Source organism: Pseudomonas sp. GM33, assembly GCF_000282295.1.
Classification (GTDB): Bacteria; Pseudomonadota; Gammaproteobacteria; order Pseudomonadales; family Pseudomonadaceae; genus Aquipseudomonas; species Aquipseudomonas laurylsulfatiphila.
This window is the reverse complement of record NZ_AKJO01000149.1, coordinates 1-12822: the sequence shown is the minus strand read 5'-3', so window position 1 is coordinate 12822 and position 12822 is coordinate 1. Positions and strand designations below refer to the sequence as shown.

Here is a 12822-nt window from a genome sequence, read left to right as displayed (position 1 = left end):
CGGGAACCGGCCAATGATCGGCTGCTTCGGCAAGGTCCCCGCAAGCCCGGACTTCGTCAGCCTGCAAGGTGCGGGCGACGAGGTCTGCGAGTTCGATAGCTGGCTGCAAGGGGCGCTGGCCGCCCTGCAGCATCGCGAAGACTGGCGAGCGTTGTTCGACGCTTTGCCGGTGTGCTTTTTCAGCTATCGCGCGCGCAGCGGCAACTGGTTGCTGGGTGGGTTGATCAGCTCGAGGGATTCGAGTGGCCGACGCTATCCGTTTTTCATTTTCCAGACGCTCAAGGCCAGCGAAGCCGAACCGCTGGTCAATCCGTTCACCCTGGGCGAACTGTTCAGCGGGCAGATCAGGCCGCTGCTGCACATGGCGGTCCAGGGCGAAAGCACTTCGGTGCTGTTCGAGCGCATCAAAGCCCTGCGCCCGTTGCAAGGACAGGACTTCGAGTTGTTCCGTCGTGTGCATGACAAGTTCCTGGTGAACTTCAACCTGGGCGACATCGCCTGCGCGCTGCAGGGCACCTACCCGGAGTTCGTCACCAACGCCGTGCTGACCCGGCTCCAGGCCCTGAAAAGGCACCTCGATCAGGCCACGCCGATCGGCATCGCCCTGCCCTTGCCGGCGGAACGGGGGTTGAAAAACCCGACCGCCGATTTGTGGGTCACCTGGCTGACGCAAATGACACCCGAACGCGCCGTGCCGCACATCAACCTGCTGGCGGACGACTTCATGCGCCCCCGGCTGATCTGCTTTGCCTCACGCAATACCAGCGATGCCTATCGCCTGCTGACCGGCATCCATGACCACTCGCAGAGCTATGACGTGCTGGCGTCATTCGATTCGTTTGACGAGCACCACCGCACACACGCCTTTCCCGAAATCGACCGCCCTCTGGGTGACGTTATCGACCGTTTTGTCGATGCCCTGGATTCGAAGTCCGTATGAACAAGATCAAGTATTACTTCTTGCGCTATCAGCCCTACATCCTGGGGGTGTGCTTTTTCCTCACGATCTTCGTGGTGTGGGGCATCGGGCGTGCGTTCGGCTTCAGTTCGCTCAACAGCCTGTTGACCGGCATCGGTGTGTTCCTGGGTCTGTCCGCCGGCTATGTACTGCTGCTTTATCGCGGCGTGTCCCGGCATCACAACCTCGAAGGACTGCTGCGCGAGGATGCCGACCAGGCCGTGTTGAACGCGAGCCCGGCGGATCGCGAGGAAGTCAGCCTGTTGCGCGAGCGCCTGTTGCAGAGCATCGAGCGCTTGCACAGCAACAAGCCACGGGGCAGCAACCCCAAGGATGCGCTGTATGCCCTGCCCTGGTACCTGGTGGTCGGCCAGCCTGCGGCAGGCAAGAGCACCATGCTTTACCAGTCGGGGCTCAATTTCCCTTACGCCGAGCGCGAAGGCGTGCGGGTGGCCGGTCTGGGTGGCACGCGCAATTGCGACTGGTTCTTCAGCTCCGAGGCCGTGCTTCTGGACACCGCCGGGCGCTACATGAACAACCAGGAAGAGGCCGGCAAATGGCGCGCGTTCCTGCAACTGCTGCGTCAGCATCGCCAGCGCCGGCCACTCAATGGCCTGATCGTCACGGTCAGCATCCACGACATCCTGCAAGCCTCGCTCGAAGATCAGGAACGCATTGCCAAGCGCCTGCGCGAACGCATTCAGGAAACCCATGCCTTGCTGGAAGTGCGCCTGCCGGTCTACCTGGTGTTCACCAAGTGCGACCTGGTGCCTGGCTTTGCGCCCTTCTATCGCCAACTGGACGAGACCGCCCGTGGCGAAGTGATGGGCAAGACCTTTTCCCATAAAGGCTATGAGCAGGCCGACTGGGGGCAGCGCTTCGGCGTTGCGATGGACGAACTGGTCAGCTATTGGCAACAGGTGGCGAGCCAGCAACTGGTCACGCAGGACATCCAGATCACCCGGCAGGATTCGGCGGTGTACCGGTTCCCGCTGGAACTGGCGGCCCTCAAGCCCCGGCTTCAACTGTTCGTCGATGCCCTGCTGCGCGCCAACCCTTACCAAAGTGCGGAATTGCTGCGCGGCTTCTATTTCACCAGTGCCCTCGATGCCGACCAGCCGGAACTGGGCGGTCATGCACGCCAGGTGACCGAGCGTTTCTCGCTGGAAGGTGAGCGGGAGATCGCCGACGGCAATGCGCAGCCGCGCCCGTTGTTCATCAACAGCCTGTTCCGCAAGGTCATCATTCCCGACCAGCACCTGGTGGCGCTGTACACCACCAACCACCGCGAGCGTCGGCGCAAGGCAGCCTGGATCGGCGGTGCCGGACTGATCGCTGCATTGCTGTGCAGCCTGTTGGGCTGGTCGTACGTCAACAACAAGAACACCCTGCAGAGCCTTTCCACAGAACTGACCCAGGCCGCCGTCGACGATCACTCGGCCATCGGGCAATACACCACCTGGCAAACCCTGGATCGCCTGCGCTTCTGGACTGCGCACTACTACGCGCAACACCACGACCAGGGCGTGCCGCTGCGCCTGCGCCTGGGGCTCTATCAAGGCCACAAGGTCGAGCCACTGGTGCGCAGCCGCTATTTCGAACGTCTGGAAAGCGTGATGCTCAAGCCCACGGCCGACAACCTGACCCGTTCGCTGTATTTGCTGACCACCCTCAAGGTCTATCAGCGCAACGCCAAAGAGTTGATGCCAGTGACCGGCGTGGACAGCGTCGAACCCAAGGCGCTGCCCAATGACAACCGGGCGCAGTCCATCGCCGGTTTCGGCAAGGCGACGCTGGACACCTACGTCATGCTGTCGCGCGCCCAGCGTGAAAAGGCCGACCCCGGGTTCCTGAAAGCGAAAATCCCGGATTACTGGTACCCGGCGATTGCCCGTCAGGTCGGCAACGCCAGTGTCGCCGCCTCGGACTATGAGTTCGCCAGCCGCCAGATCAACTTCTACAGCGAGCAGATCCACGAGCCGGACGTGCCGCGGATCCTCGACAACGCGTTCCTGATCTCCAGCTCGCGCAACTACATCAACAGCCTGCTGACCCAGTCGTTGCGCTCGATCGAAACCATCACGCTGGAGTCGGACACCCTGTTCGCCTTCGCCCGTGCGGACTTCCAGAGCCTGAAGACTGAAGGGCAAAGCCAGCTGAGTGCGATCGCCGGCAAGCTGCTCAGCACCCCCAACATCGGAAAAATCATCATCGCCGGGCACGCCGATCAACTCGGCGATCCCCAAGGCAACCTGCAGGTGTCCAGACAGCGGGCGCAAACCATCAAGACCTACCTGGTGGGCAAAGGCGTACCCGGCGAGCTGGTGGAAGCGATCGGCGAAGGCAGCACCAAGCCCCTGGTCAAGTGCGACATGCAGCAACCCAGGGCCCAGCTGATCCGCTGCCTGGAGCCTAACCGGCGAGTAGAAATCGAAGTGCGGGCACTCAACTGAGCAGGCGCGCCTTGTGAAGAAATACCGGCATCCGGGTCATCTCGACGAGAGGCCCGGGCTGGCATAAGACACCTCTCTTGATCGTTTCAAAGAGGTTAAAGCGAAGGGCTGTGACTTGCTCGCAAGTCGCCTCCCTTTAAATGAAGGTAAGGAGAAAATAGAAATGGCATTTGACGCATACATCCAGATCGACGGCATTCCAGGTGAAGTTCTGGACGACAAACACAAGGATTGGATCGAAGTGCTGGGCTACGAGTACGGCGCCACCCAAGCGACTTCCGCGACGGCCAGCTCGTCGGGCGGTGCTTCGTCGGAGCGTGTTGCGTTGAGCGACTTCAGCATCCGCAAAGCCGTGGACAAGGCTTCTGCCAAGCTGTTCGAAGCCTGCTGCAAAGGCACTCACATCGCCAAGATCCAGCTGAACGTGAACCGCGCCGGTGGCGACAAGGTGACCTACCTGACCATCAACCTGGAAGAAGTCGTGGTGTCTTCCGTGAAAGCGGTCGCCGGCGGCAGCCAGAACGGTGAAGACAAAGCCGTTGGCGATCTGCCGATCGAAGAAATCAGCTTCAACTTCGCTCGCATCAAGACCACCTACACCCAGCAGAGCCGTGCAGATGGCCAGGGCGGCGGTAACGTCACCGGTGGCTGGGACCGCACCGCGAACAAGGTTTTCGCATAACACCGTGGTAACGACGGGCCGCGCAAGCGGCTCGTTTTCAGCACCGTGCCTGCCCGGCGGGCACGGTGTTCTTTTAGCCTGATCAGAGTTTCCCATGTCTGAATTTCTCAACGACCTTTCGCTGGCCGAACTGACAGCGCCCATCAACGAGGGGAGCGGCGAAGACCTGAGCTTTTCCACCTTGTTCGATCAGGTGAAAGAAGCACGGCGAGCAGACCCCGACTACCTGACCCAGGGTGACTGGCAAACTGACCTGAAGTCATCCGACTGGGACCTGACCCTCACCCTGGCTGCCCAAGGCCTGGCTCGCCAGAGCAAGGACCTGATGCTCGTCGCCTGGCTCAGCGAAGCCCTGGCGCACAAGCACCATTTCACCGGTATCACCTTCGGCCTGACCCTGGCCGAACGCATACTGGACAATTTCTGGACCGACCTCTTCCCGTCCCTCGAGGATGGGGTCGATGAACGCGCTGCCCGCCTGGCGTGGATGAAAACGTCGCTGACGGAGGTGGTGGGCGGACTGCCCATCACCCAGGGCCAACAGTACGGCCTGCTGCGCTATGACGAATCCAGGCACGTGGAAAACCTTGGGTTGCAGAACCCCCAGGCCATGCGTGCCGCCCTCGACGAAGGCAAGATCAACGCCGAGGTGTTCCAGCGTTCGGTGGTGCTGACCGACTCCGATCACCTGCGCCTCAAGGCCGGCGAAATAGCCGCCAGCCTCAACGCATGCCAACGGCTGCAGAACACCGCCGACAGGCTGTTCGGCCATGACGCGCCGAGTTTTGCCGGGCTCCACGACGTGTTGTCCCGCGCCGGCCAACTGGCCGAGAAACTGCTCAAGGATCGCGGCATCGAACTGAACCCGGCCCCTGCCGCCCCCACCCCGGCCGTCTCCGAAAGCGCTGGCGCGCAACCCACAGGTGCTGCAATGACCCAGACCCAGCAAGACCTTCCAGTCACGCCGCTGCGCACCACGCCACAGAGCCGCGACGAGGCGTTCACCCTGCTGGCGGGTATCGCGCAATTCTTCAAGCAGACCGAACCCCAGAGCCCTGTCCCCTACCTGATTGAACGCGCGATCAAATGGGGCAACATGCCGCTCGAGGGCTGGCTGAATGATGTGATCAAGGACAGCAATGTGGTGGACAACATCCGTGATGTGCTGGGGACCAAGGAAGCGAAGTCCTGACGACCATCAGGGAACGCCATCCCCTCCTCCTTCCAGCTCCCCCTTTAAAGATCAATAGATAACCTGTGGCGAGGGAGCTTGCTCCCGTCGGACTGCGCAGCAGTCCTTTTTTTTGGCAGCTTCGCACTGGAGCGCCCCGCGGGAGCAAGCTCCCTCGCCACAGATAAAGTGTTCATCCCTTCCTGAACAACATTCCCCCCACCCGACGTAAACCCGTGCCTGCCGTTTGTCCGCTGCGACCAGTGGCACACACTTTTGCACGCCATCCAGCCAGAAACTCCGCTCGGGGACTTGTGCTATCGGTATTATGGTATACCATCAGACGCACAGACACCCAAAACCTCTACGGAGCAGCTCATGAGTTTCGAAATCCGCAAGATCGTCAGCTATGTCGAAGAAACCTTTATTGAAGGCGGCAAAGCCACCGATAAGCCCGTGACCATGGTCGGTCTGGCCGTGGTGATGAAAAACCCCTGGCTGGGCAACGGTTTCGTCGAAGACCTGAAACCACAGATCCGCGCCAACTGCTCCGACCTCGGCGCACTGATGGTCGAGCGCCTGGTGGGCATCATCGGCGGCGCCGAGAAGATCGAGGCTTACGGCAAGGCTGCGGTGGTCGGTGCCGATGGCGAAATCGAGCACGCTTCGGCGGTGATCCACACCCTGCGCTTCGGCAACCACTACCGCGAAGCGGTCAAGGCCAAGAGCTACCTGAGCTTCACCAACAAGCGCGGCGGCCCGGGCACTTCGATCCAGATCCCGATGATGCACAAGGACGACGAAGGCCTGCGTTCGCACTACATCACCCTGGAAATGCAGATCGAAGACGCCCCGCGTGCCGATGAAATCGTCGTGGTCCTGGGTTGCGCCGACGGCGGCCGCCTGCACCCGCGCATCGGCAACCGCTATATCGACCTGGAAGAACTGGCCGCCGAAAAAGCCCAGTAACCGGCCGGTAGAACGACAACAAGAAGGCATTGCAGGAGCGCTCCATGATTCGGCTCACCGCTGAACTCACCCCGGCTGGCACCAGTTACCTGGCGACCGGCCAAGGCCAGCCCGTGGTCTTGATCCACGGCGTGGGCCTGAACAAAGAAATGTGGGGCGGCCAGATCGTTGGCCTGGCCACGAAGTACCGCGTCATCGCCTACGACATGCTCGGCCATGGCGCCAGTCCGCGCCCGGAGAGCGGCACGCCGCTGCTCGGCTATGCCGACCAGTTGCTGGAGCTGCTCGACCACCTGCAATTGCCCAAGGCAACGGTGATCGGTTTTTCCATGGGCGGGCTGGTGGCGCGGGCGTTTGCCCTGCACTACGCGCAACGCCTGGAAGGCCTGGTGGTGCTCAACAGTGTGTTCAACCGCAGCGCCGAACAGCGCGCGGGGGTCATCGCCCGTACCAGCCAGGCTGCCGAACACGGGCCGGACGCCAATGCCGAAGCGGCGCTGTCGCGCTGGTTCAGCCGCGAATACCAGGCCGCGAACCCGGCGCAGATCGCCGCGATTCGCCAGACCCTGGCCGGCAATGACCCGCAGGGTTACCTGACTACTTATGAACTGTTCGCCACCCAGGACATGTACCGCGCCGACGACCTGGGCAGCATCCGGGTGCCGACGCTGATCGCCACCGGCGAACTGGACCCCGGCTCGACCCCGGAAATGGCCCGGCAACTGGCCGAACGCATTCCCGGCGCGACCGTTGCCGTGCTCGCCGAGCAACGGCATATGATGCCCGTAGAATCGCCGCGCCTGGTCAACCAGCTGTTGCTGGAGTTTCTGCAGGCCGCGCACTCCCAACAAAACCAGATCAAGGGGATCGTTGCATGACACTCGCACGCTTCCAGATGTGCATCGGCGGTGAATGGGTCGATGCCCTGTCCGGCAAGACCTTCGAAAGCCTCAACCCGGCGCTGGCCGAACCTTGGGCTGAATTGCCCGATGCCGACGAAGCCGATGTCGAGCGCGCCGTACAAGCCGCGCAAACCGCTTTCGACAGCCTGGCCTGGCGCGGCTTGACCGCCACCGCGCGCGGCAAATTGCTGCGACGCCTGGGCGACCTGATCGCCGAAAACAAGGAACAACTGGCGCAGCTGGAAAGCCGCGACAACGGCAAGCTGATCCGCGAAACCCGTGGCCAGGTCGGTTATCTGCCGGAGTTCTTCCACTACACCGCAGGCCTGGCGGACAAGCTCGAAGGCGGCACCCTGCCGCTGGACAAGCCGGACCTGTTTGCCTACACCGTGCACGAAGCCATGGGCGTGGTTGCCGCGATCATCCCGTGGAACAGCCCGCTGTACCTGACCGCGATCAAACTCGCTCCGGCCCTCGCCGCAGGCAACACCATCGTGATCAAGCCGTCGGAGCACGCCTCGGCGACTATCCTCGAACTGGCGCGCCTGGCCCTGGAAGCCGGGATTCCGCCGGGGGTGGTCAACGTCGTCACCGGTTATGGCCCAAGCACCGGCGCCGCCCTCACCCGCCATCCGCTGATCCGCAAGATCGCCTTCACCGGCGGCGCGGCCACGGCGCGGCATGTGGTGCGCAGCAGCGCGGAGAACTTCGCCAAGTTGTCGCTGGAACTGGGCGGCAAATCGCCGAACATCATCTTCGCCGACGCCGACCTCGACAGCGCGATCAACGGTGCCATCGCCGGGATCTACGCCGCCTCCGGGCAGAGCTGCGTCTCCGGTTCGCGCCTGCTGGTGCAGGACGAAATCTACGACGAGTTCGTCGGTCGTCTGGTGGAACGCGCCCAGCGCATTCGCATCGGCAACCCCCAGGAAGACAGCAGCGAAATGGGCCCGATGGCCACCGCGCAGCAACTGGCCGTGGTCGAAGGCCTGGTGGCCGATGCCATTGCCGAAGGTGCGCGTCTGCGCCTGGGTGGCAAGCGTCCGCAGAATCTGGGCGACGGCTGGTTCTACGAACCGACGCTGTTCGAGTGCGACCGCAACTCGATGAAGATCATGCAGGAAGAAGTCTTTGGTCCGGTGGCTTCGGTCATCCGTTTCAAGGACGAAGCCGAAGCCCTGGCGATCGCCAACGACTCGCAGTTCGGCCTCGCCGCCGGCATCTGGACCCGCGACCTGGGCCGTGCCCACCGCCTGGCCCGGGACGTGCGTTCGGGGATCATCTGGGTCAACACCTACCGCGCGGTCTCGGCCATGGCGCCGATCGGCGGTTTCAAGAACAGCGGCTATGGACGCGAAAGCGGCATCGATTCGGTGCTGGCCTACACCGAGCTGAAAACGGTGTGGATCAACCTGTCCCAGGCACCGATGCCTGATCCCTTCGTGATGCGCTAGGAGTCCTGGAAAATGATCGAACCCGGCATTTACAAAGACGTGATGAGCTCGTTCCCCTCCGGGGTCACGGTGGTCACCACCCTGGACCCGGACGGCGGCATCGTCGGCATCACTGCCAGCGCCTTCAGTGCGCTGTCGATCGACCCGGCACTGGTGCTGTTCTGCCCCAACTACGGCTCCGACACCTACCCGGTGCTGCGCGACAGCAAGCAGTTCGCGATTCATTTGCTGTCCGCCGAGCAGACCGCCGAAGCCTATGCCTTCGCCGGTAAAGGCAAGGACAAGGCCAAAGGCATCGAGTGGCACCTGAGCGAACGGGGCAACCCGATCCTGGCCAAGGCGACGGCGATCATCGAGTGCGAACTGTGGCGCGAATACGACGGCGGTGACCACGCGATCATCGTCGGCGCGGTGAAGAACCTGATCCTGCCCGAGCAACCGGTGACGCCGATGATCTACCACAAAGGCAAGCTGGGCCCGCTGCCCGCCCTGGCTTGATGATTCACCACAATCCCCCTGTAGGAGCGAGCCTGCTCGCGATGGTCGTGAACGATAACGCGTGCTGCCTGACAGCCCTTGGCGTTTTCGGGTTTTTCGCGAGCAGGCTCGCTCCTACAGGTAAAGCAGAGCAGCCACTTTCTTTATTTATTCAGGAGCCGGCATGAGCCCAGCAGCCTCGTTACTGTTCCGCCAGCAGGCCTACATCAATGGCCAATGGCTGGATGCGCCCGATGGTGCGCAACAGGACATCTTCAACCCGGCCACCGGCGAGTTGATCGGCCAGGTGCCGAACCTCGGCGCCGAGCATGCACGCCAGGCCATCGACGCCGCCAACAAGGCCTGGCCGGCCTGGCGCGCGCTGACCGCCAAAGAGCGCAGCAATACGCTCAAGCGCTGGCATGCCCTGATGCTGGAAAATGCCGACGCCCTGGCACAAATTCTCACCCTCGAACAAGGCAAGCCCCTGGCCGAAGCCAAGGGCGAAATCCTCTACGCCGCGAGCTTCATCGAGTGGTTCGCCGAGGAAGCCAAGCGCATCTACGGCGACACCATTCCCAGCCACAAGGGCGATGCGCGCATCGTGGTCAGCAAGGAGCCGATTGGTGTGGTCGCGGCCATCACGCCGTGGAATTTCCCGGCAGCGATGATCACCCGCAAGGCCGGCCCGGCGTTGGCCGCCGGCTGTCCGTGCATCGTCAAACCGGCTCCGGAAACACCGTTCTCGGCACTGGCCATGGCTGCGCTGGCGGAACAGGCCGGCATTCCAGCGGGTATTTTCAACGTGATCACCGGCGACGCCATCGCCATCGGTGGCGAGCTGACCAGCAGCCCTCTGGTGCGCAAACTGTCGTTCACCGGTTCCACTGCCATCGGCAAACTGCTGATGGCCCAGTGCGCGCCGACGCTGAAAAAAGTCTCGCTGGAACTGGGCGGCAACGCGCCGTTCATTGTCTTCGACGACGCCGATCTGGAACGCGCCGTCGACGGTGCGCTGATCGCCAAATTCCGCAACGCCGGGCAGACCTGCGTCTGCGTCAATCGCTTCCTGGTGCAGGCCGGCATCCACGACGCCTTTGTCGCACGCCTTGCCGAACGGGTTTCGCAGCTCAAGGTCGGCAGCGGTTTCGAAGAAGGTGTGACCCAGGGCCCGCTGATCAACGAGCGTGCCGTGGCCAAGGTTGAAGAGCACGTGCAAGACGCCCTGGCCCAGGGTGCACGACTGCTGTGCGGCGGCGAACGCCATGCGCTGGGCAATGGTTTCTTCCAGCCGACCGTGGTCACAGGCGTCACCCCACAGATGAAAGTCGCCCGCGATGAAACCTTCGGTCCGCTGGCCGCGGTGTTCCGTTTCGACACCGAGGCCCAGGCCATCGAGATGGCCAACGACACCGAATTCGGCCTCGCCGCCTACTGCTACACCCGCGACCTGGGCCGCGCCTGGCGCATGAGCGAGGCGCTGGAGTACGGCATGGTCGGGATCAACGAAGGGCTGATTTCCACCGAAGTCGCACCCTTCGGCGGCATCAAGTCCTCGGGGCTGGGTCGTGAAGGCTCGAAGTACGGCATCGAGGATTATCTGGAACTCAAATACACCTTGATGGGCGGCCTTTGAGCCCACGGGAGCTACGCAAATGAGCAACGAAAAATACGAGAAAGGCCTGAAGATCCGCACCCAGGTATTGGGCGAAGCCTACGTCAAGCGCTCCATCGAGAACGCCGACGACTTCACCCGACCGTTGCAGGAGATGGTCACCGAGTATTGTTGGGGTCATGTCTGGGGTCGTGAGGGTTTGTCGCTGAAGGAGCGCAGCATGATCAACCTGGCGATGATCTCGGCCCTCAACCGGCCCCATGAACTCAAGCTGCATGTGCGCGGCGCCTTGCGTAACGGCCTGAGTCGTGAGCAAATACGCGAAATATTGCTTCAGGTCGGCATTTATTGCGGTGTCCCCGCTGCCGTAGACAGTTTCCGGCTCGCCCGTGAAGCCTTCGCCGAAGCCGATGCCGAGGCCTCCAGTTAACCCTTGGCTGTTTGATCCGACCGAGCACCGGGATTCCCGTAATCGAAGTGCTCTTTTTGCATGGACAGCCACAATCAGAGCGGACCCCATGAAACGCCTGCCACTCGACGACAGCTTCAAGGTCAATCGCAACCCCGTCACCCTGCGCGAAATCGTGCTGGATAAACTGCGAAGCGCCATCATGAACTTCCAGCTCCTGCCGGGAGACCGTCTGGTCGAACGCGATCTGTGCGATCGCCTGGGCGTCAGCCGTACTTCCGTGCGCGAAGCCTTGCGTCACCTGGAATCCGAAGGCCTGGTGGAATTCGCCGATGCCAAGGGCCCGCGTGTCGCGATCATTACCCTGGCCGACGCCGTGGACATCTACGAGCTGCGCTGTGTGCTCGAAGGGCTGATCGTGCAACTGTTCACCCTGCGCGCCAAGGCCAAGGACATCAAGGCCCTGGAAAAAGCCCTCGAGGAAAACCGCAAGGCGCTCAAGGACGGCGAACTGCAACAGGTCATCGATTCGGTGCAGGGTTTCTACGACGTGCTGCTCGAAGGCTCGGGCAACCATGTCGCGGCCACTCAGTTACGCCAGTTGCAGGCACGCATCAGCTACCTGCGCGCGACCTCGGTGTCCCAGGAAAACCGTCGCGGCGCCAGCAACCAGGAAATGGAACGCATGGTCGAGGCGATCAAGGGCGGCGATCCGCTGGCCGCCCACCAGGCTTGCGTCGACCACGTGCGCGCGGCTGCGGCCGTGGCCCTGGACTACCTCAAGCGCAAGCAGGAAGAAACCGGCGACGTGCCGGCGATCACCCTGCCCATCGCGCTGAAAGAACCGCGCATAGGTCGCTGAGATGTTCAGCCCGAGCTTTTGCCCCAAGTGCGGCAGCGCTGATCTCGGTCAGCAGGTGCCGCCGGGCGATACGCACGAGCGCCTGATGTGCCGCGGTTGCGGCTACATCCACTACATTAATCCGAAAATCATCGCCGGCTGCATCATCGAGCAGGACGGCAAGTACCTCCTGTGCCAGCGCGCCATCCCGCCGCGCCCCGGCACCTGGACCCTGCCCGCGGGATTCATGGAAAGCGGCGAGACCACCGAACAGGCGGCCTTGCGCGAGGTCTGGGAAGAAAGTGGCGTGCGTGCGGAAATCGTCTCGCCCTACTCGATTTTCAGCGTGCCGCAGATCAGCGAGGTGTACATCATCTTCCGCGCTATCGCGCTGGAGATTACCGGGCAATACGGGCCGGAAACCCTCGACTACAAGTTCTTCGCGCCTGAGGAGATTCCCTGGGACAGCATCTACTATCCGGCGATCCGGCAGATTCTCGAGCGTTATATCGAGGAGCGGCAGGCCGGGGTGTATGGCATTTACATGGGCAATGATGACAGCGGGAAGATTCACTTTATTCGCTGATCCGTCTTTGGCTTTTGACTGTGTACCTGGAAAAACGGAACGCCGCCCGGCCTGTAGGAGCGAGCTTGCTCGCGATGGAGGTCAACGATGATGCGGGGAGCCTGACACCCCGCGGTGCTCTCAGGTTTTTCGCGAGCAGGCTCGCTCCTACAGGGGGCATGTGTTTAGCCGAAGAGCAGGTTCGCCCCCACAGTGGGTCGGCGTACAACCCCACCACTCAACAGGCCGAGCGTTAGCTCGCCTGCCGCTTTTGATCTTGATCCACCCGCCCCCTCGGCAGGCCGAGTGGAGGTGTTCATCCGGGG

At 62.4% G+C, this 12822-nt stretch carries 12 protein-coding genes; all 12 read left to right on the top strand.

Features of this window, described 5'->3' with window-relative positions; genetic code table 11:
• The first annotated feature begins 13 nt into the window (after nt 1-13).
• The 12 genes from tagF to PMI26_RS05020 all read left to right on the top strand — a co-directional run bounded on the left by tagF (nt 14) and on the right by PMI26_RS05020 (nt 12517).
• Complete coding sequence (tagF, locus tag PMI26_RS04965) at nt 14-940, top strand: type VI secretion system-associated protein TagF (RefSeq protein WP_007978716.1); 927 nt, start codon at nt 14-16, stop codon at nt 938-940.
• Nucleotides 937-3411, top strand: a complete 2475-nt coding sequence (tssM, locus tag PMI26_RS04970; protein WP_007978714.1) for a type VI secretion system membrane subunit TssM — start codon at nt 937-939, stop codon at nt 3409-3411. The genes tagF and tssM overlap by 4 nt, the downstream gene beginning before the upstream one ends.
• A 163-nt stretch (nt 3412-3574) precedes the next feature.
• Nucleotides 3575-4093, top strand: coding sequence for an Hcp family type VI secretion system effector (locus PMI26_RS04975; protein ID WP_007978712.1), 519 nt, complete (start codon nt 3575-3577; stop codon nt 4091-4093).
• A gap of 94 nt (nt 4094-4187) precedes the next feature.
• Nucleotides 4188-5285, top strand: a complete 1098-nt coding sequence (tssA, locus tag PMI26_RS04980) for a type VI secretion system protein TssA (RefSeq protein ID WP_007978711.1) — start codon at nt 4188-4190, stop codon at nt 5283-5285.
• Nucleotides 5286-5642: 357 nt separating this feature from the next.
• Complete coding sequence (locus PMI26_RS04985; RefSeq protein ID WP_007978708.1) at nt 5643-6233, top strand: amino acid synthesis family protein; 591 nt, start codon at nt 5643-5645, stop codon at nt 6231-6233.
• A 44-nt stretch (nt 6234-6277) separates the two neighbouring features.
• Nucleotides 6278-7111 carry an alpha/beta fold hydrolase gene (locus tag PMI26_RS04990; protein ID WP_007978706.1) on the top strand — a complete coding sequence of 278 codons (834 nt, stop codon included), beginning with the start codon at nt 6278-6280 and terminating at the stop codon, nt 7109-7111.
• The gene (locus tag PMI26_RS04995) at nt 7108-8589 is read left to right on the top strand and encodes an aldehyde dehydrogenase (RefSeq protein ID WP_007978703.1); all 1482 of its coding nucleotides are present in this window, start codon (nt 7108-7110) and stop codon (nt 8587-8589) included. The genes PMI26_RS04990 and PMI26_RS04995 overlap by 4 nt, the downstream gene beginning before the upstream one ends.
• A 12-nt stretch (nt 8590-8601) precedes the next feature.
• Complete coding sequence (locus PMI26_RS05000; RefSeq protein ID WP_007978701.1) at nt 8602-9087, top strand: flavin reductase family protein; 486 nt, start codon at nt 8602-8604, stop codon at nt 9085-9087.
• Nucleotides 9088-9250: 163 nt separating this feature from the next.
• Complete coding sequence (locus PMI26_RS05005; RefSeq protein ID WP_007978699.1) at nt 9251-10702, top strand: NAD-dependent succinate-semialdehyde dehydrogenase; 1452 nt, start codon at nt 9251-9253, stop codon at nt 10700-10702.
• Between the two features lie 19 nt (nt 10703-10721).
• Entirely contained in the window at nt 10722-11111 is a 390-nt protein-coding gene (locus tag PMI26_RS05010; RefSeq protein ID WP_007978697.1) for a carboxymuconolactone decarboxylase family protein, read from the top strand.
• Nucleotides 11112-11199: 88 nt separating this feature from the next.
• Complete coding sequence (locus tag PMI26_RS05015; protein ID WP_007978695.1) at nt 11200-11952, top strand: GntR family transcriptional regulator; 753 nt, start codon at nt 11200-11202, stop codon at nt 11950-11952.
• Between the two features lies 1 nt (nt 11953).
• Complete coding sequence (locus PMI26_RS05020) at nt 11954-12517, top strand: NUDIX hydrolase (RefSeq protein ID WP_007978693.1); 564 nt, start codon at nt 11954-11956, stop codon at nt 12515-12517.
• Nucleotides 12518-12822: the final 305 nt, after the last annotated feature.